Genomic DNA, 19,504 nt, shown 5'->3' with positions numbered 1-19,504 from the left:
GGATCATGCCGATGACCAGCAGACACCCCGGCTCCCACAGGGACAGCTTGCGCCTGGGGGCATGCGCCCTGGCCGCCGCCATCACCCTGGCCGGCTGCGCAGGCCTGCCCGACCAGCGCCTGGCCAACGAAGCGCTCAAGCGCGGCGACACCGCCACCGCCGAGCGCAATTACAAGGCCCTCGCCGACCTCGGCTACAGCGACGCCCAGGTCGGCCTCGCGGACATCCAGGTCAGCACCCGCGACCCGGCCAAGCTCAAGCAAGCCGAGGCCACCTACCGCGCCGCCGCTGCCACCTCGCCCCGTGCCCAGGCGCGCCTCGGCCGCCTGCTGGTGGCCAAGCCCGACAGCACCCAGGCCGAGCGCGAGGAGGCCGAAACCCTGCTCAAGCTCGCGGCGCAACGAGGTGAGACGAATACCCTGATCCCGCTGGCGATGCTCTACCTGCAACACCCGCAGAGCTTCCCCAAGGTCAACGCCCAGCAGCAGATCGACCAGTGGCGCGCCGCCGGCAACCCTGAAGCCGGCCTGGCCCAGGTGCTGCTGTATCGCACCCAAGGCACCTACGACCAGCACCTGGGCGAGGTGGAAAAGATCTGCAAGGCCGCACTGACCACGACCGATATCTGCTATGTGGAACTGGCCACCATCTATCAGAAACGTGCCCAGCCCGACCAACAGGCCGCCCTGGTGGAGCAGCTCAAGGCCGCCCATGCCCGCGGCGCCGTGCCCGCCACCCGGGTCGACAGCGTCGCCCGCGTGCTGGCCGACCGCAGCCTCGGCCAGACCGACGAGAAGACCGCCAAGGACCTGCTCGAGCAGGTCGCACCGGCCAACCCGGCGTCCTGGGTGAGCCTGGCGCAGCTGCTCTATGACTTCCCCGAACTGGGCGACACCGACCAGCTGATGACCTATATCGACAAAGGCCGCGAGACAGAACAGCCCCGCGCCGAATTGCTGCTGGGCCGGCTCTACTACGAAGGCAAGACTGTGCCCGCCGATGCGCAGAAGGCCCAGGAACACCTGCAGGCTGCCGCCGATGCCGGCGAAGTCAGCGCCGACTACTACCTCGGCCAGTTGTACCGCCGTGGCTACCTGGGCCAGGTCGAGCCGCAAAAGGCCGTGGACCACCTGCTGGCCGCCGCCCGTGGTGGCCAGAACAGCGCCGACTACGCCCTGGCCCAGCTGTTCAGCGAGGGCCACGGCATCCGCCCGGCGCCGACCAATGCCTGGGTGTTCGCGCAGCTCTCCCAGGTCAACCCGACTCCACAGTCGAGCGAACTGCTGCAACAGCTCGACAAGCAGCTCACGCCCGACCAGCGCAACCAGGCCCAGCAACTGCTGGCGCAGGAGAAGCAGGCACGCGGCAGCATGGCCCAAGGCGCCAACAGCACACTGGCCATCGAAGCGCTGCAGGACGAGAAAGAAGACGTAGACGCCGAGGATTCGCTATGACGCTCAACCCCTTCGTGAAAGCCGGCATCGGCCTGGGCTTCGCCCTGCTGTGGTCGATGCCGACCCTGGCGGCGGAAACCGCGCAGAAGAACTTCGGCCTCGACGTGAAGATCACCGGCCAGTCCGAGGACGACCGCGACCTCGGCACCCGCTCCGGCGGCGACGTCAACGGCCTGGGCCTGGACCTGCGCCCCTGGGTGTACGGCGAACGCGGCAACTGGAGTGCCTTCGCCATGGGCCAGGCAGTTGCCGCCACCGACATCATCGAAACCGACACCCTGCGCCAGAACGACGACGGCACCACCAGCGACAACGGCGACGACAGCCGCAAGCCGGACAAGAGCTACCTGGCCATGCGCGAATTCTGGGTCGGCTACAGCGGCCTGACCCCCTACCCAGGTGAGCAGCTGCGCTTCGGCCGCCAGCGTCTGCGCAGCGACGATGGCATGTGGCGCGACACCAACATCGAAGCGCTGAACTGGACCTTCGATACCACTCTGCTCAAGGCCGACCTGGGCGTTGCCCAGCGCTTCAGCGAGTACCGCACCGACCTCACCGAACTGGCCCCCGAAGACAAGGACCGCACCCATGTCTACGGCAACGTCGCCACGCAATGGACACCCGGCCACTGGGTTGGCCTGCGCGCCCACCACAGCCATGACGGCGGCAGCCTGAAGAGCCCCGGCGAAACCGTCGATGCCCTCGACAAGACGCGCACCGGCGACCTCACCTGGCTGGGCCTGGAAGCCAACAGCGACGCCTACAACTGGCGCAACGACCACACTGTCAACTACTGGGGCAGCGTCACCTGGCTGACCGGCGATCGCGATACGCTCAGCAGCCAGGTGGTGGGCAACGACCAGATCGCCACCGGCAAGCAAAGCGGTGACGTCAACGCCTGGGCAACCGATCTTGGCATCCGCCTGCGCCTCGATCCGCAGTGGCAGGTCGGTGCAGCCTACGCCCGGGGCAGCGGCGGCGGTGGCAGCAACGGCTCGAACAACTTCGAGCAGACCGGCCTTGAGAGCAACCGCTCCAACTTCACTGGCACCCGCTCGCGCGTACATCGCTTCGGTGAAGCCTTCCGCGGCGAACTGGGCAACCTGCAGGCGGCCACCCTGTTCGCCTCCTGGCAGCTGCGCGACGACTACGACGCCAGCTTCATCTACCACAAGTTCTGGCGTGTCGACGGCAAGCAGAACATCGGGTCCAGCGGCATCAACGCCGTGGTCGACGACGGCGGTATCAACCGTCCGCTGGTGCAGGGCGAGAAAGACCTCGGCCAGGAAATGGACGTGGTCGTGACCAAGTACTTCAAGCAGGGCCTGCTGCCGGCCTCGATCAGCCAGTCGATCAACGAACCGTCGGCCCTGGTGCGCCTGCGCGCCGGTGTGTTCAAGCCGGGAGACGCCTACGGCAAAGAGGCCGACTCGTACATGCACCGCGCCTTCGTCGACGTGATCTGGCGCTACTGAGGCCGGGAGAGGATAGCCATGAACCTGCACCCGAACCTTCGCCACAGCCTGCTCGCCAGCGCCCTGCTGCTGGCCGGCGGCCTTGCCCAGGCCGCCGAGCCCGAGATGGCCAAAGGGCTGCAACAGGCCAAGACCTATACCGTCTCCAGCGCGCCGATCGAGCCGCTGAAGATGGACCCGCCCAAGCTGCCCGACCTGTCCGGCTACACCGCCCAGGCCGTGCAGCAGAAGATCGACCGCCAGCACAAGGGCAAGGTCAGCGTCCGCCGCATGCTCCAGGAGGACACCCTCAAGGAGTTCATCGGCGGCGACAACAAGGGCGCCGAGTGGGTCCGCCGCCAGCACGGCATCCCCCAGGCGATCTTCGTCGATGACGGCCACGTCGACCTGGTGGAGCTGAGCAAGAAAGTGCCCAGCCAGTACCTGCGTGAAACCGCACCTGGCGTGTACCTGGCGCGCCTGCCGATCGTGGTCGGGCGCAAGGGCGTGCTGGAGATCGACGGCAAGGTCAAGGAGCTGCGCCTGTCCGAGGAAGGCGGCTCGTTCATCGTCAACGACGGCAAGCTGTTTGTCAGCGACACCCAGGTCACCGGATGGCGCGAGCAGGCCAATGGCCCGGCGACCTTCCGCAAGCCCGATGAATTCCGCCCGTTCCTGCTCAGCTGGGGCGGCACCGAGACCTATATCGTCAACAGCAAGATGGCTAGCTTCGGCTACGCCAAATCCAAGTCCTATGGCGTGAGCATCTCGCAGTACACGCCGAACATGGCCAAGCAGATGGGCCGCCCGGAACCCACCGGCTGGATCATCGGCTCCGAGTTCAGCGACATGTGGTACGGCTTCTACTGCTATGAGACCAGCGACTTCGTGGTCAAGGACAGCACCTACCGCGACAACATCGTCTACGGCATCGACCCCCACGACCGCTCGCACCGCCTGATCATCGCCGGCAACACCGTGTACGGCACCAAGAAAAAGCACGGGATCATCGTCTCCCGTGAGGTCAACGACAGCTGGATCATCAACAACAAGAGCTACGACAACAAGCTCTCGGGGGTGGTGATCGACCGTAACAGCGTCAACAACCTGATCGCCTACAACGAGATCTACCGCAACCACACCGACGGCATCACCCTGTACGAGAGCGGCGACAACCTGATCTGGGGCAACAAGCTGATCAACAATCGCCGCCACGGCATCCGCGTGCGCAACAGCGTGAACATCCGCCTGTACGAGAACGTCGCCATGGCCAACGGCCTGGTGGGCGTATACGGCCACATCAAGGACCTGTCCGACACCGACCGCGACATTGCCCTCGACCCGTTCGATACCAAGGTGTCGCTGATCGTGGTCGGCGGCGAGCTGGCGGCCAACGGTTCAGGTCCGCTGTCGATCGATTCGCCGCTGTCGGTGGAGCTGTACAAGGTGTCGATGCTGATGCCGCGCAAGGCCAACGGCATCAGCTTCAACGGCGTGCTGGGCGAGCGCCAGGACGAAATCCTCGACCTGCTGGTGCGCCAGCAGAAGGCCGTGCTGATCGACCCGGTCGAACGCCAGACCGAAATGATCGACTAAGGAAGCCCAGACCATGACTCCACACCTGATGAAACTGCTGGGCCTGTCCGCCGCCCTCCTGGCCATCAGCCAGGGCGTGCGCGCCGAAGACGTCCAGGCACCGACCTTCAGCGCCGAACCTTGCTGCCAGCTGTGCCCCGAGGCCCACGATGCCAGCCGCTACACCACGCGCTACCAGCAGAACTTCACCACCCTGGTGCAAGCCCAGGGCGACTGGCTGTTCCGTACCCGTGAGGACCTGCGCACCGAGTTCGACACCACCCCGGGTGGCTACAAGCGCCTGCAGCAGGTGCACGACGCGTTCAAGAAGCGTGGCGTCGAGCTGGTGGTGGTGTACCAGCCGACCCGTGGCCTGGTGAACCGCAACATGCTCAACCCCGAAGAGAAGGCCGCCTTCGACTACCAGAAGGCCCTGCGCAACTACCAGGCCATGCTCCAGCGCTTCAGCAAAATGGGCTACAACGTGCCCGACCTGTCGCCGCTGACCAACGAGCAACTGGCCGCCGCCGACCAGGGCAAGGACTTCTACTTCCGCGGCGACCAGCACTGGACGCCCTACGGCGCCGAGCGCGCGGCGAAGATCGTGGCCGACACCGTGCACAAGATGCCGGCTTTCGAAGGCATCCCGCGCAAGGAATTCGAGACCAAAAAATCCGGGCGCATGGGCAAGACCGGCACCCTGCACAACGTCGCCGGCCAGCTGTGCGGCACGAGCTATGCGGTGCAGTACATGGACCAGTTCGCCACCGAACCGAAGGGCGCCGCCGGCGGCGACGACCTGTTCGGCGATTCGGGCAACGCGCAGATCACCCTGGTGGGCACCAGCCACAGCGGCAAGAACTACAACTTCTCGGGCTTCCTCGAGCAGTACATCGGCGCCGATGTGCTCAATGTCGCCTTCCCCGGCGGCGGCCTGGAAGGCTCGATGATCCAGTACCTGGGCAGCGAGGAGTTCCAGAACAACCCGCCGAAGATCCTGGTGTGGGAGTTCTCGCCGCTGTACCGCCTCGACCAGGAAACCATCTGGCGGCAGATCCTCGGCCTGCTCGACGACGGCTGTGACGACCGCCCGGCACAGATGAGCGCCAGCGCCACCCTCAAGCCCGGCAAGAACGAGCTGATGGTCAACGGCAAGAACGGCGTGATCAAGGACCTGGTCAACCGCAACCACCAGCTCGACATCAAGTTCGAGGACACCTCGGTGAAGGTGCTGCAGGCCACCCTGTGGTACCTCAACGGCCGCCACGAGGACATCAAGATCGAGAAGCCCGAGACCTCCGACACCGACGGGCGCTTCGTCTTCCAGATGCGCGAGGACGAAGACTGGGCAGGCCAGAACCTGCTCGCCCTGGAGGTCCAAGGGCCAGAAAGCGGTACGCAGAAAGTCGAAGCCAAACTCTGCAAACGCAACAACTTCGCCAGCCCCGCGCAGCACACCGCGCAAGCTGGCCAGTGAGGCGACCATGACCACCATAAGCAGCAAGACCGCACCCGCCCTGCTCGCCCTCGCCCTGTTCGGCGGCGCGGCGCAGGCCGCGCTGGTGCCGCCCCAGGGTTACTACGAGGGCATCGACAAGCTCAAGACCGGCGACGGCAATTTCCGCTGCGAAGCCGCGCCCAAGCCTTATACCGGCGCGCTGCAGTTCCGCAGCAAGTACGAAGGTTCGGACAAGGCCCGGGCGACGCTCAATGTCGCCTCGGAAAAAGCCTTCCGCAAATCCACCGAGGACATCACCACCCTCGAGAAAGGCGTCAGCAAGATGGTCGGCCAGTACATGCGCGATGGCCGCCCGGCGCAACTGGACTGCGCCCTGACCTGGCTCGACACCTGGGCACGCGCCGATGCATTGATGTCCACCGATTACAACCATACCGGCAAATCCATGCGCAAATGGGCCCTGGGCAGCATGAGCGGCTCGTGGCTGCGCCTGAAGTTCTCCAACTCGCAGCCACTGGCGGCGCACCGCGCCGAAGCCGAGCAGATCGAGAAATGGTTCGTGCGCCTGGCGCGCCAGACCGTGCGCGACTGGAGCGACCTGCCGCTGGAGAAGATCAACAACCACAGCTACTGGGCGGCCTGGTCGGTGATGGCCACCGCCGTGGCCACCGACCAGCAAGAGCTGTTCGACTGGGCGGTGAAGGAATACAAGGTCGGCGTCAACCAGGTCGACGAGCAGGGCTTCCTGCCCAACGAGGTCAAGCGCAAGCAACGCGCCCTGGCCTACCACAACTACGCCCTGCCGCCGCTGGCGATGATCGCCAGCTTCGCCCAGGCCAACGGCGTGGACCTGCGCAAGGAAAACAACTTCGCCTTGCAACGGCTTGGCGAAGGCGTGCTGGCCGGCGCCCGCGACCCTGTTCATTTCAACACCCGCGCCGGCGTGAAGCAGGACCTCAAGGACCTGAAGATCGACAGCAAGTACGCCTGGCTCGAGCCGTGGTGCGCGCTGTACCAGTGCGTCGGCGACACCCTAGAGCGCAAGCATGACATGCAGCCGTTCAACAGCTTCCGGCTGGGTGGCGATGTGACGCGAGTCTATGACCCAAAAGCCGAAATGAAGCAGTAAGTCGTTGGGAGCGGGCTTGCCCCGCGATGAGGCCCGAATGGGCAATGGTGTTGGCCCTGCTGACGCCATCGCGGGGCAAGTCGCATCGGCGAACCGCCGCTCCCACAGAGGTATAGGTTTCCCCTGCATTTTCGTGGGGGGTTTGGGGGGCGCTGTGCCCCAGGTGCTGTGCATAACTAGGAGAACCGGGATGGTCTTCTCGTCCAACGTGTTCCTGTTCCTGTTCCTGCCGGTTTTCCTCGGCTTGTACTACGTGAGCGGGAATCGCTATCGCAACCTGCTGTTGCTGGTTGCCAGCTACATCTTCTACGCCTGGTGGCGGGTGGACTTCCTCGCCCTGTTCGCCGGGGTCACCCTGTGGAACTACTGGATCGGCCTGAAAGTCGGCGCCGCCGGCGTGCGCACCAAGCCCGCGCAGCGCTGGCTGTTGCTCGGCGTGGGCGTCGACCTGTGCATCCTCGGCTACTTCAAGTACGCCAACTTCGGCGTCGACAGCCTCAATGCGATCATGACCTCGATGGGGCTGGAGCCATTCATCCTCACCCATGTGCTGCTGCCGATCGGCATCTCGTTCTACATCTTCGAGTCGATCAGCTACATCATCGACGTGTACCGCGGCGACACCCCGGCCACGCGCAACCTGATCGACTTCGCGGCCTTCGTGGCGATCTTCCCGCACCTTATCGCCGGCCCCGTGCTGCGCTTCAAGGACCTGGTCGACCAGTTCAACAACCGCACCCATACCCTGGACAAGTTCTCTGAAGGCTGCACCCGCTTCATGCAGGGCTTCATCAAGAAGGTGTTCATCGCCGACACCCTGGCGGTGGTCGCCGACCACTGCTTCGCCCTGCAGAACCCCACCACAGGTGATGCCTGGCTCGGCGCCCTGGCCTACACCGCGCAGCTGTACTTCGACTTCTCCGGCTATAGCGACATGGCCATCGGCCTGGGCCTGATGATGGGCTTCCGCTTCATGGAAAACTTCAAGCAGCCCTACATCAGCCAGTCGATCACCGAGTTCTGGCGGCGCTGGCACATCAGCCTGTCGACCTGGCTGCGCGACTACCTGTACATCACCCTGGGCGGCAACCGCAAAGGCACCTTCAACACCTACCGCAACCTGTTCCTGACCATGCTGCTGGGCGGGCTGTGGCACGGCGCCAACTTCACCTACATCATCTGGGGCGCCTGGCACGGCCTGTGGCTGGCCATCGAGCGCGCGCTGGGGCTGGACACCAACCCGCAGCGGTTCAACCCGGTGAAATGGGCCTTCACCTTCCTGCTGGTGGTGGTCGGCTGGGTAATCTTCCGCGCCGAGAACCTGCACGTGGCCGCCCGCATGTACGGCGCCATGTTCAGCTTCGGCGACTGGCAGCTGTCGGAAATCAACAGCGCCCAGCTAACAGGCCTGCAGGTCGCGACGCTGGTCGTCGCCTACCTCACCCTGGCGTTCTTCGGCCTGCGCGACTTCTACCGCAATGCCGCGCCGAAACAAGCTCCGCGCACCCCGGTGCAGGTCAATGCCGATGGTTCCCTGGGCCTGGACTGGACCCGGGTCATGACCCGCGCCCTGGTCCTGCTGCTGTTCGCCGCCTCGGTACTCAAGCTCTCGGCGCAGAGCTACTCCCCGTTCCTGTACTTCCAGTTCTGAGGCCTGAATCATGAACCGGACACTTCGCATCACCTATTCATTGACGTTCATGGGCCTGCTCGTCGGGCTGGGCGCATGGTCGGTCGGCGGGCTGGAAAGCTTCAACCGCACCGGGCAGATGACCCTGCTCGACGGCAAGCTGGCCAAGGCCGCCGAAACCCACTACGACGAGCAGTTCCCGATCAAGCGCGTCGGCACCAACCTGTGGGCCGCGCTGGACTTCAAGCTGTTCAACGAAGGCCGCCCTGGCGTGGTGCTGGGCCGCGACCAGTGGCTGTTCACCGACGAGGAATTCAACCCCACCGTCGGCGCGCAGCAACAAATGCAGGACAACCTGGCGCTGGTGCGCGGGGTGCGTGACACACTGCAACGCCAGGGCGTGCAACTGGTGCTGGCGATCGTCCCGGCCAAGGCCCGCCTATATTCCGAATACATCGGCAAAGAGACACCGGCCAGCCTGCACGACGACCTGTTCAACCAGTTCCACGCCCAGGCGCGCCAGGCCAATGTGTTCGCCCCTGACCTGCTGGCGCCGCTGGAGCAGGCCAAGGCCCGCGGCCAGGTGTTCCTGCGTACCGACACCCATTGGACGCCGATGGGCGCCGAAGTGGTCGCGCAATCGCTGGCCGAAGCCGTCGACCGCCAGCACCTGCTCACCGGCGAGCCACAGGCGTACATCACCGAGGCCGGCGCCAGCGCGCCGTACAAGGGCGACCTGACCAACTTCCTGCCGCTGGATCCGCTGTTCAGCAACCTGCTGCCCAGCCCCGACACCCTGCAACAACGCAAGACCCATCCGGTGCAGGCCGAGGGCGCCGAGGGTGGCGACGCGCTGTTCGACGACAGCCGCATCCCGGTGGCGCTGGTAGGCACCAGCTACAGCGCCAACCCGCACTGGAACTTCCTCGGCGCCCTGCAGCAGGCCCTGCGCAGCGACGTCGCCAACTACGCCGAAGACGGCCACGGGCCGTTGCTGCCGATGCTCAAGTACCTGCAAAGCGACGCTTTCAAAAATGCCCCGCCACAGGTCGTGGTGTGGGAATTCCCTGAACGGTATCTGCCAATGAAGAACGACCTCAGCGCCTTCGATCCGCAGTGGATCGCACAGCTGAAGAACTCCCGCAAATCCGAAGAAAACCTGGCCCTGTCGTCCAACCGGACGGACCACTGAAGATAGAGAGGAACACGCACATGACCACCAAGACTTCCATTGCCAAAGCCCTAACCCTCGCCGCCGGCCTGTCCCTGGCCTCGATGCAGGCCTTCGCTGGCGCCGATGCCGCCCTCTATGGCCCGAGCGCGCCGAAGGGCTCGACCTTCGTGCGCCTGTACAACGCCGCCAGCAGCCCCACCGCCGCCAGCGTCGGCAACACCCAGATCAAGCAGGTCGGCGCCCAGGCCAGCAGCGACTTCAGCTTCCTGCCCGGCGGCGACTACACCGCCCAGGTCGGCGGCAAGAGCGTGCCGGTCAAGCTGGCCGCCGACAAGTACTACACCCTGGTCAACAACAATGGCGGCAACCCGCAGCTGATCGAGGAGCCACCATTCAAGAACAAGCAGAAGGCCCTGGTGCGGGTGCAGAACCTCAGCGACCAGTCGCTGAGCCTGAAGACCGCCGACGGCAAGACCGAGGTGGTCCAGCCAGTGGCGGCCAAGGGCCGTGGCGAACGTGAAATCAACCCGGTCAAGGTCAACCTTGCCCTGTATGCAGGCGACAAGAAAGTCGGCGACGTCAAGCCCGTCGCCCTGGAGCGCGGCGAAGCGGCCGTGCTGTATGTCACCGGTTCCGGCAACAGCCTGTCGCCGGTGTGGGTAACTCGCCCCGTGGCTAGCAACTGATCCCCCTGCCTCTAAACGACTATTGGAGAAACATGATGATCCCGGTAATTCTTTCTGGTGGTAGCGGTTCGCGTCTGTGGCCTCTGTCGCGCAAGCAGTTCCCCAAGCAGTTCCTGGCGCTGACCGGCGAACACACCCTGTTCCAGCAGACCATCGAACGCCTGGTGTTCGATGGCATGGACACCCCGATCGTGGTCTGCAACAAGGACCACAAGTTCATCGTCCAGGAGCAGTTGGCAGCGCTGAAGCTGGAAACCCAGGCCATCCTCATGGAGCCGTTCGGCCGCAACACCGCGCCGGCGGTGGCCATGACCGCGATGAAACTGGTCAACGAAGGCCGTGACGAGCTGATGCTGGTGCTCCCGGCCGACCACGTGATCGAGGACCAGAAGGCCCTGCAGCGCGCCCTGGCACTGGCCACCGTGGCCGCCGAGCGCGGCGAGATGGTGCTGTTCGGGGTGCCGGCGACCAAGCCCGAGACTGGCTACGGCTACATCCGTTCCAGCCAGGATTCGCTGCTGCCCGAGGGCGTGGCGCGGGTCGCCCAGTTCGTCGAGAAACCCGACGAGAAACGCGCCAACGAGTTCGTCCGCGCCGGCGGCTACTTCTGGAACAGCGGCATGTTCCTGTTCCGCGCCAGCCGTTTCCTGGAAGAGCTGAAAAAGCACGATCCGGACATCTACGACACCTGCCTGCTGGCCCTGGAGCGCAGCGACGAAGACGCCGATGTGCTGAGCATCGACGAAGCCACCTTCGCCTGCTGCCCGGACAACTCCATCGACTACGCGGTGATGGAGAAGACCCAGCGCGCCTGCGTGGTGCCGCTGTCGGCCGGCTGGAGCGACGTGGGCTGCTGGTCGTCGCTGTGGGACGTGCACGAGAAGGACGACAACGGCAACGTCACCAAGGGCGACGTGGTGGTGCAGGACAGCCACAACTGCATGATCCACGGCAATGGCAAGCTGGTGTCGGTGATTGGCCTTGAGAACATCGTGGTGGTCGAGACCAAGGACGCCATGATGATCGCCCACAAGGACAAGGTCCAAGGCGTCAAGCAGCTGGTCAACACCCTCGACGCCCAGGGCCGGACCGAGACCCAGAATCACCTCGAGGTCTACCGCCCGTGGGGCTCGTACGACTCGGTGGACATGGGCGGGCGCTTCCAGGTCAAGCACATCACCGTCAAGCCCGGCGCCAGCCTGTCGCTGCAGATGCACCACCACCGCGCCGAGCACTGGATCGTGGTGTCCGGCACCGCCGAGGTGACCTGCGACGAGAACGTGTTCCTGCTGACCGAGAACCAGTCCACCTATATTCCCATCGCCTCGGTGCACCGCCTGCGCAACCCGGGCAAGATCCCGCTGGAGATCATCGAGGTGCAGTCCGGCAGCTACCTGGGCGAGGATGACATCGAGCGCTTCGAGGATGTGTATGGGCGAACTTCCACGCCGGTGGAGCGTGGGGTTTCGGTGAAGACCATCGCGCAATAAGCCTGGGGCACCTTCGCGGGGCAAGCTCGCTTCCACGCAGTTTTCCGGCGTGGGAGCGGGCTTGCCCCGCGATTGCGTTTTGGAGGCCTGCCCAATTTGCGGCTAGGATGGTCGAACCCCCGCCACCAAGGCCTGCACTCCCATGATCATCGGCGCCCTGCTCATCCTCACCTGGCTGGTCCTGCTGCTGCGCTATCCCGCCAAGGCCTTGCCGATTTCCCTGGCCGCCGTGTGCGGCCTGGGTCTGGTAGCACTAGGCGTGGTCTGGCAGGACACTCGAGAGGCCTCGCAGCTGGCCCGCCTGGACATTCGCCTGAGCTATGCCCCCGACCAGTGCCCCGCCGACCGCGCCCTGCAAGTACGGATGAAGAACGGCAACAAGGTGCCGCTCACCGAGCTGCGCTGGCGCGTGGCCGCCTATGCCCCCGGCGATACCGTGAACCTTGCCGAGAATACCTATGCAGCACCCCGCTACCGTGGTCCCGGCGAATTGCAGCCGGGCGTCGAGTGGAGCGACTGCCTGCCCTTGCCGCCGCTGCGCTCGGGGTATCGGCCGCAGACCCTGGAGTTTCGTGCCGAGCATCTGCAAGGTACATTCGCCAATTGATTCATTGCCTGTACCGGCCCTATCGCTGGCAAGCCAGCTCCCACAGGGGCTTCGGTGATCCCTGTGGGAGCTGGCTTGCCAGCGATAGGGCCGGGCAGGTATTACGACCCTCCCAGACCTAAGGCCTACCCCATGCCCACCGTCCTCATCACCGGTTGTTCCAGCGGCATCGGCCGCGCCCTGGCCGACGCCTTTCGCGATGCCGGCCACGAAGTCTGGGCCACCGCCCGCAAGCCCGACGACGTCGACGCCCTGCTCGCCGCCGGCTTTGCCGCACGGCAACTGGATGTGAATGACGGCGAGGCACTGACCCGCCTTGCCGACGAGCTGGAAGACCGCCACGGCGGCCTCGATATCCTCATCAACAACGCCGGCTACGGTGCCATGGGCCCGCTGCTCGACGGCGGTGTCGAGGCCATGCGCCAACAGTTCGAAACCAACGTCTTCGCCCTGGTCGGCGTAACCCGCGCGCTGTTCCCGCTGCTGCGCCGCTCCCGTGGGCTGGTGGTGAACATCGGCAGCGTCTCGGGCGTGCTGGTCACCCCGTTCGCCGGCGCGTACTGCGCGTCGAAGGCCGCCGTGCACGGTCTCACCGATGCCTTGCGCCTGGAATTGGCGCCGTTCGGTATCCGGGTGATGGAAGTGCAGCCGGGGGCGATCGCCTCGCAGTTCGCCAGCAACGCCCAGCAACAGGCCGAGCAGGTATTGGCGAGCGATTCCCCATGGTGGCCGTTGCGCGAACAGGTACAGGCCCGAGCGCGGGCGTCGCAGGACCGGCCGACCTCGGCGGCGGTGTTTGCCCAACGCCTGCTGGCCGCCACGCGCAAGTCGCCAGTGCCGGCGCTGGTGCGTATCGGCAATGGCAGCACGGCGCTGCCGTTGATGGCCCGGGTGCTGCCACAGAGGTTGCTGGATTGGGTACTGCGCAAACGCTTCGGTCTGTTGCGACCGCTCTGACGACACAAGGCATCGTGGGAGCTGGCTTGCCCCGCGATGCCTTTCAAACCTGATCGAACGCCTGCCAGCCGCCGCCCAGCGCCTTGTATAGCCCGACCAACGCCTGCGACACCGCCGCCGAGCTGTCGATCCACTGCTCTTCGCTGGCCAGCAGCGCACCCTGCACCGTCAGCACGTTGAGAAAGTCCACCGCCCCTTCCACATACTGGCGCTGCGCGGTCTCCAGGGCGATGCGGTTCTGCCGCACCGCCTCGGCCAGGTGATCACGGCGCAGCTGGCTGGCGTTGTACAGGCGCAGCACGTCGTCGATCTCGTGCCAGGCACCGAGCACCACCTTGCGGTAGTTCAGCGCCGCCTCCTGCTGCTGCGCCTCGCGCAGCTCCAGGGTGCCCTTGAGCCGCCCGCCCTCGAAGATCGGCAGCGACAGTTGCGGGCCGAAGGCGAACCGGCGCGAATCCCAACCACCGAAATCGGACAGTTGCATGGCCTGGAAACCGACACTCCCGGACAAGCGGATGCTCGGGTAGAAGTCCGCCTTGGCCACGCCGATGCTGGCGGTGGCGGCATGCAGGCGGGCCTCGGCCTGGCGAATGTCCGGCCGGCGCTCGGCCAGCTCCGAAGGCACGCCGATGGCGAAACGCTGCTGGGGCGCGGGCAGCTCGCCGCCTTGCAGCAGCTCACGCTGCAGGCTGCGTGGCGGTTCGGCGGCGAGCAGGCCGAGGGCGTTGATCAGGTCGTCGCGACGGGCTTCCAAGGTCGGCAGGCGCGCCTCGATCGAGGCCACCTGGGCGCTGGCTTGGGCCACGTCGAGGCGGGTGGCTACCCCTTCCGCCTGGCGGCCTTCGGACAACTTCAGGCTGTGGCGGGCAACCTTGAGGTTGTCCTGGGTAATGTCCAGGGTGTGCTGCACGGCACGCAACTGGATGTAGTTGCCGGCGGTTTCCGCAAGCAAGGCCAGCAGCACGCCCCGGCGATCGTTCTCCGCCACCTCGACGCTCGCGTCGGCGGCCTCGACCTGGCGGCGTACACGCCCCCACAGGTCCAGTTCCCAGCCGGCCACCAGGTCGCCTTGCCAGAGGTTGTACGCCGACTTGCCAGACTTGCCGGACGGGTCGTTCAGCCCCTCGGCGCTGTTGCGCGCACGGCTGTACCCGGCGTTCACGTCCACCGCCGGCAGCTCGTCCGCCGCCACGCTGCTGCGCAGGGCGCGGCTTTGCAGCAGGCGGGCACTGGCCATGCGCAGGTCGAGGTTGCGCTCTGTGACCTTCTGGATCAGCGCGCTCAGGCGCGGGTCGTGGAAGCTGTCCCACCAACGCAGTTCCAGCGGTTCGGCCACCGGCTGGCTGGACGCGGCAGCGCCTTGCAGCTCGGCCCAGTCCTTGGGCGCCTCGCTGTCCGGACGGTGGAAGTCCGGGCCGAGGGTGCAGCCGGCCAGCAGCATGGCCAGCAACAGAGGGCTCAGGCGTCTCATCGCGCAGTCACCTCTTTGCCGGCGAGCGTGTCGCCGTGGGTATCAATGGTCGCTTCCACCGACATGCCCACGCGCAGGCGCGCCAACAGCGGCTGGCCGTCATCGAAGACGATCTTCACCGGAATACGCTGCACCACCTTGGTGAAGTTGCCGGTGGCATTGTCCGGTTTCACGGCGGCGAAGGTCACCCCAGTGGCCGGGGCGATGCTCTCGACACGGCCGTGGAGTTGTTCGCCGGAGAAGGTATCGACACTGATACTGACCGGTTGCCCCGGTTGCACATGGGTCAGTTGGGTCTCCTGGAAGTTGCCGACGATATAGGCGCGCTCCAGCGGCACCACCGACAGCAGCCGCGCCCCCGGATTGACGTAGGCGCCGATGCGCAGGGCGCGCTCGCCGACCATGCCGTCGACCGGCGCGGTGATACGGGTGTAGGACAGGTCCAGGCGGGCTTTTTCCAGCCCGGCTTCGGCACGCTTGAGCTGGCCATCGGCGCTGGCCACCTGGGCGCTGAGGATGTCCACCTGCTTGCGCGTGGCCAGCAGCGCCGCCTGGCTGTTGGCCAACCGCGCACGGGCCTGGTCGACGCCGCTGCGCGCCTGCTGGGCATTCTGCACGGTGCCGGCGCCCTGCTCGGCCAGGCGGCTGTAGCGGGTCACCTCGTGGTCGGCGAAGGCCGCCTCGGCCTGGGCTGCCTTTACCGCCGCCTCGGCCTGGGCGATCAACGAGGCCTGGCGCTCGAGCGTGGCGCGGGCATCCAGGCTCTGCGCCCTGGCCACCAACAGTTGCGCCTGGGCGGCGTCGAGCGCGGCCTGGTAGTCGCGCGGATCGATGGTCGCCAGCAACTGGCCGGCACTCACCTGCTGGTTGTCCTCCACCAGCACCTCCTTGATGAAGCCCGCCACCTTGGGCGCCACCACTGTGTAGTCGGCAGTCACGTAGGCGTCGTTGGTGCGCTGGCGATGATCGCTGCCGAACATCCAGGGGCCGACCAGGGCGGCGAGCACGGCCACGGCGAGTGCCGAGCCGATGAAGAGCGTCTTGCGGTTGTTGGTCATCTTTCTATCTCGAATTCAGCCCCGGCTTCAGGCCACCGCACGCGGTGGGAAGATCCGGGTAGGCACGAAGGGGATCAGGCAGATCATGGCGACGGCGATACCCGCCATCACCAGGTACAGGTCGGCCGAGGTCAGCACCAGGGCCTGTTCATGGATGCGCTTGGCCAGGCCAGCGGCGTTGTCGTCGATCAGCGGCGCGTTGCCCAGGCTGTCGACCAGGTGGTTGGAATGAAAATGCCGGCGCAGGGTGCCAAGGGCATCGAGCAGGCCGCCGGCGATCACCGCCGACAGCCCTTTGATCGTGTTGAACCAGGCGGAGGCGAACGGGCCTTCCTGCGGGGTCATGCCATTGGTGGAGAGCATCAGCAGGGGCAGCACCGCCATCGGCTGGCCGAACACCTGCAGCAGGTAGAAGGGATAGAAGTCGCCGCGAATCCACTGCGAGGTCAGCAGGCTGCTACCCACGCACGATGCCGCCAGCATCGCCAGACCCGCCGCCAGCACCCAACGGCAGTCCACCGCGCGGATGTTGCACAGCGCTGCGGTGAGCGGCAGGGCGAGCAGCTGCGGCATGGCCACCAGCATCATCAGCGGGCTGGTCTGCGCCGGGCGGTAGCCCTGGATCTGCGCCAGGTACGCCGAAGGAATGCTGCCCACACCGGAGAACACAACCAGTACACCGGCCAGGGTCACCAGGGCGAAGCTCAGGTTGCGCCGCGAGAGCATGCGCAACTGGAAGAACGGCAATGGCTCGGACCACTCGTTGTACATGAACAGCACCAGTAACAGCACACCGCCACCGAGCAGCCAGCAGATCAGCGGCGAATCAAACCATCCCCAGCGGTCGCCCAGCGACAGGCCGAGGACGATGCAACTGATCGCCGGCAAGCCAAGCAACACCCCACGCCAGTCCAGTTGCCTGAAGCGCTCCAGGCGCAGCGGATCCTGGGGCAGGCCCCAGCCGACGCAGGCGATTGCCAGCAGCGACGGCAGGATGATCTGCCAGAACGCCCACTGCCAGCCGACGTACTCGGTCCACAGGCCAGCCAGCGGCGTGCCGAGGTTCGGCCCGAAGGTGGCGGTCAGGGCATAGCAGGCCAAGCCATAGACCTTGATGCCCGGCGGCAGGAAGCGCAGCGCCACGCTCATCAGCATCGGCGGCAAGGCGCCCGAGGCGAAGCCCTGCAGCACACGCAGCAACATCAGGCTGTGCAGGTTGGGGGCGAAGGGTTGGATCAGGCCGAGCACGGCAAAGACGCCAACGGCGGTCATGGTGAAGCGGCGCAGCGAGAAGGTGGTGGCCAGCCACGGCGCGAAGGCCATGGCCGAGACCGAAGCGGCGCTGTAAACCGCCAGCAGCCAGGCGCCTTCGTCGGCACCGATGCCCATGGCGCCACGGATGTCGCTCAGGGAAATCTTGGTCACCGCCTCGTTGAGCCCGGCGCACAGCACCGCCAGCAATACGCCGAACAGCCCGACCACCACCCGCAGGCCGAACGCCGTCTGCGCGGGGGCGGCCGGCGCAGGGGCGGCCGCCAGCGCGGCGGAAGGCGCGGTCAGGGAACTCATGGATAGACATCTCCAGCAACATTTTAAGGGCTGGGTGAAGTCTAAGAAGGTCGAATACTGACGAAAACTGACTTGTTGGCAGCTTTATGTTGCGTCAGACGCAATCCAGATTGATTTGCCGGCTATGGAACGCAAAACATTGCCCATCAAGGATCGATGCTGCCGCAAGCCTTCAGCGTCTGCCGCAACCAGCGGTGCGCCGGGTCATTGTCGAAGCGCGGATGCCAGGCCTGCATCACGTTGACCTTTTCCAGCGGCACCGGGATCTCGAACGAACGCAACGGCAGCTTCAAGCGCTGCACACTGTTGAGGATGTTGGCCGGTATCGGCAGGATCAGGTCCGAATCCGGCAGCGAGAACATCGCCGAATGGAAGCTGGTGGTGATCAGCGCCACTCGCCGCTCCACCTTGCAGTTGGCCAGCGACACGTCGATCGGCCCGTTGGCCCGCCCCCGCCGGGACACGCTGATCTGCGGGTAGGCAGCAAAACGCTCGGGGGTGATCGGAGCATCGAAGATCGGGTGATCCTCACGGGCCAGGCCGACGAAGTAGGTGTTGAACAGGCTCTGCACCTTGATCTCCGGCCCCAGTTCGATGGCCGAGCTGATGATCAGGTCGATCTGTCCGTTGCGCAGCACCGCATCGTCATCGCCACTGCCCTCGGGCACGAAACGCAGCACCGTGCGCGGCGCCTGGGCCAGCATCATGCGCAGCAACTGTGCGCCATACAGGGCAATGAACAGGTCGTTGGTGCGGATGTTGAAAGCGCGGTCGAGGTTGGCCAGGTCCACGGCATCGCGGCTGCGAAACACCAGGCCAGCCTGCTCCACCAAGCCATGCACCTGTTCGCGCAGGGCCAACGCTCGCGGTGTCGGCACCAGGCCACGGCCGGCACGCACCAGGATCGGATCGCCCATGGCCTCGCGGATTCGCCCGAGGGTCCGGCTCATCGCCGCCGGGCTCAGGTTCATGCGCTGGGCGGCACCGACCACGCTGCCTTCGTCGAGCAGCACATCGAGGGCGACGAGCAGGTTCATGTCCGGGAGTTGCATGGCCGTTTTCCGTGACAGCTGTGGGAAACGCGATGGTAACAGGTTGGCCGATTGCGTCTGACGCAATGGCGCCGTGCGTGGGGGACCATTTATCCGTAGAGGTCAATGAATCGACAATGGTGTGGCCTCACCGTTGGCAAGCCGCGGCGGCGAACCGCAGTGCCTGCAGGCAGCGCATCTCCCTGCGGGCACCGCGGTTCGCCGTTGCGACTTGCCGGCGATGAGCGCAGCACTGCCATCCATTCTCCAAAGGATTGCCCATGCCCCATCCGGTTCTGATCGCCATCGACGCCTCCCCGGCAGCCGCCAGCCTGCTCACCCTCGCCCAGCGCTACTGCCGCCCCGGCGAGCACACCCTGCATGTGCTGCTGGCCATCGACTCGACCTTCGCCGTGCACGACCACCGCACGGTCTACACCGAAGATGAGTTGGAGGAATACCCCGCCGCCTGCGACGAACAGCAACAGGCCGAGCACGCCGTGAACACCGCCGTGAGCATGCTGCGCGACGCCGGCTTCGACAGCCTGGGCTGCATGGTCGCCGGCCAGCCGGTGGAGGCGATCATCGCCAAGGCCCGGGAGCTGGAGTGCGAACTGGTCATCATCGGCCACCGCCACCTGTCACGGCTAGGCAGGCTGCTCGATCCGTCGATCAGCGCCAAGGTGATCGATCGGATACAGATACCGGTTCTGGTAGGCGTGCCGACTGAAGTTGGCTGAAGCCCCGCGATAGACTTAGC

At 65.7% G+C, this 19,504-nt stretch carries 16 protein-coding genes; 12 read left to right on the top strand and 4 right to left on the bottom strand.

Translation table 11 applies throughout. The features are described 5' to 3' along the window. Nucleotides 1-11: 11 nt before the first annotated feature. The 11 genes from algK to C3F42_RS22365 all read left to right on the top strand — a co-directional run bounded on the left by algK (nucleotide 12) and on the right by C3F42_RS22365 (nucleotide 13,615). Nucleotides 12-1,454 carry an alginate biosynthesis TPR repeat lipoprotein AlgK gene (algK, locus tag C3F42_RS22415; protein ID WP_104444930.1) on the top strand — a complete coding sequence of 481 codons (1,443 nt, stop codon included), beginning with the start codon at nucleotides 12-14 and terminating at the stop codon, nucleotides 1,452-1,454. Then, nucleotides 1,451-2,929 (top strand): alginate export family protein, encoded by a 1,479-nt coding sequence (locus C3F42_RS22410; protein WP_104444929.1) that lies wholly within the window; start codon nucleotides 1,451-1,453, stop codon nucleotides 2,927-2,929. Before algK ends, C3F42_RS22410 begins: the two co-directional genes overlap by 4 nt. A gap of 18 nt (nucleotides 2,930-2,947) precedes the next feature. Beyond that, on the top strand, nucleotides 2,948-4,504 hold the full coding sequence (gene algG / locus C3F42_RS22405; protein ID WP_046854234.1) for a mannuronan 5-epimerase AlgG: 1,557 nt from the start codon (nucleotides 2,948-2,950) through the stop codon (nucleotides 4,502-4,504). Between the two features lie 13 nt (nucleotides 4,505-4,517). Beyond that, nucleotides 4,518-5,960: an alginate O-acetyltransferase gene (locus tag C3F42_RS22400; protein WP_023630479.1), complete on the top strand. Its 1,443-nt coding sequence runs from the start codon at nucleotides 4,518-4,520 to the stop codon at nucleotides 5,958-5,960. Nucleotides 5,961-5,967: 7 nt separating this feature from the next. Continuing rightward, complete coding sequence (locus C3F42_RS22395; RefSeq protein ID WP_038706780.1) at nucleotides 5,968-7,071, top strand: mannuronate-specific alginate lyase; 1,104 nt, start codon at nucleotides 5,968-5,970, stop codon at nucleotides 7,069-7,071. Nucleotides 7,072-7,261: 190 nt separating this feature from the next. Beyond that, nucleotides 7,262-8,722, top strand: a complete 1,461-nt coding sequence (locus tag C3F42_RS22390; protein ID WP_038706781.1) for an MBOAT family protein — start codon at nucleotides 7,262-7,264, stop codon at nucleotides 8,720-8,722. Nucleotides 8,723-8,732: 10 nt separating this feature from the next. After that, nucleotides 8,733-9,893 (top strand): alginate O-acetyltransferase, encoded by a 1,161-nt coding sequence (locus C3F42_RS22385; RefSeq protein ID WP_038706782.1) that lies wholly within the window; start codon nucleotides 8,733-8,735, stop codon nucleotides 9,891-9,893. 20 nt (nucleotides 9,894-9,913) lie between these two features. Then, nucleotides 9,914-10,561 carry an alginate O-acetyltransferase AlgF gene (locus C3F42_RS22380; protein ID WP_038706783.1) on the top strand — a complete coding sequence of 216 codons (648 nt, stop codon included), beginning with the start codon at nucleotides 9,914-9,916 and terminating at the stop codon, nucleotides 10,559-10,561. A gap of 35 nt (nucleotides 10,562-10,596) precedes the next feature. Then, complete coding sequence (locus tag C3F42_RS22375; RefSeq protein WP_094011734.1) at nucleotides 10,597-12,051, top strand: mannose-1-phosphate guanylyltransferase/mannose-6-phosphate isomerase; 1,455 nt, start codon at nucleotides 10,597-10,599, stop codon at nucleotides 12,049-12,051. A gap of 142 nt (nucleotides 12,052-12,193) precedes the next feature. Next, entirely contained in the window at nucleotides 12,194-12,658 is a 465-nt protein-coding gene (locus tag C3F42_RS22370; protein WP_023632535.1) for a hypothetical protein, read from the top strand. 132 nt (nucleotides 12,659-12,790) lie between these two features. Continuing rightward, entirely contained in the window at nucleotides 12,791-13,615 is an 825-nt protein-coding gene (locus C3F42_RS22365; RefSeq protein ID WP_094011735.1) for an SDR family oxidoreductase, read from the top strand. 43 nt (nucleotides 13,616-13,658) lie between these two features. Here C3F42_RS22365 and C3F42_RS22360 read toward each other — a convergent pair whose 3' ends face one another. The 4 genes from C3F42_RS22360 to C3F42_RS22345 form a co-directional block, all read right to left on the bottom strand. Next, nucleotides 13,659-15,086, bottom strand: coding sequence for an efflux transporter outer membrane subunit (locus C3F42_RS22360; RefSeq protein ID WP_038706786.1), 1,428 nt, complete (start codon nucleotides 15,084-15,086; stop codon nucleotides 13,659-13,661). After that, nucleotides 15,083-16,144: an HlyD family secretion protein gene (locus C3F42_RS22355; RefSeq protein ID WP_102682104.1), complete on the bottom strand. Its 1,062-nt coding sequence runs from the start codon at nucleotides 16,142-16,144 to the stop codon at nucleotides 15,083-15,085. Before C3F42_RS22355 ends, C3F42_RS22360 begins: the two co-directional genes overlap by 4 nt. Nucleotides 16,145-16,171: 27 nt before the next feature. Then, complete coding sequence (locus C3F42_RS22350) at nucleotides 16,172-17,713, bottom strand: MFS transporter (RefSeq protein WP_104444928.1); 1,542 nt, start codon at nucleotides 17,711-17,713, stop codon at nucleotides 16,172-16,174. 146 nt (nucleotides 17,714-17,859) lie between these two features. Then, complete coding sequence (locus C3F42_RS22345; RefSeq protein ID WP_038706789.1) at nucleotides 17,860-18,765, bottom strand: LysR family transcriptional regulator; 906 nt, start codon at nucleotides 18,763-18,765, stop codon at nucleotides 17,860-17,862. A gap of 260 nt (nucleotides 18,766-19,025) precedes the next feature. Here C3F42_RS22345 and C3F42_RS22340 point away from each other — a divergent pair, with 260 nt between their 5' ends. Continuing rightward, entirely contained in the window at nucleotides 19,026-19,484 is a 459-nt protein-coding gene (locus C3F42_RS22340) for a universal stress protein (RefSeq protein ID WP_104444927.1), read from the top strand. Nucleotides 19,485-19,504 lie beyond the last annotated feature (20 nt).

It is taken from the genome of Pseudomonas sp. PONIH3, from assembly GCF_002934345.1.
GTDB lineage: Bacteria > Pseudomonadota > Gammaproteobacteria > Pseudomonadales > Pseudomonadaceae > Aquipseudomonas > Aquipseudomonas soli.
The sequence above is the reverse complement of the archived record's forward strand: the minus strand, read 5'-3'. Positions and strand labels throughout refer to the sequence as shown.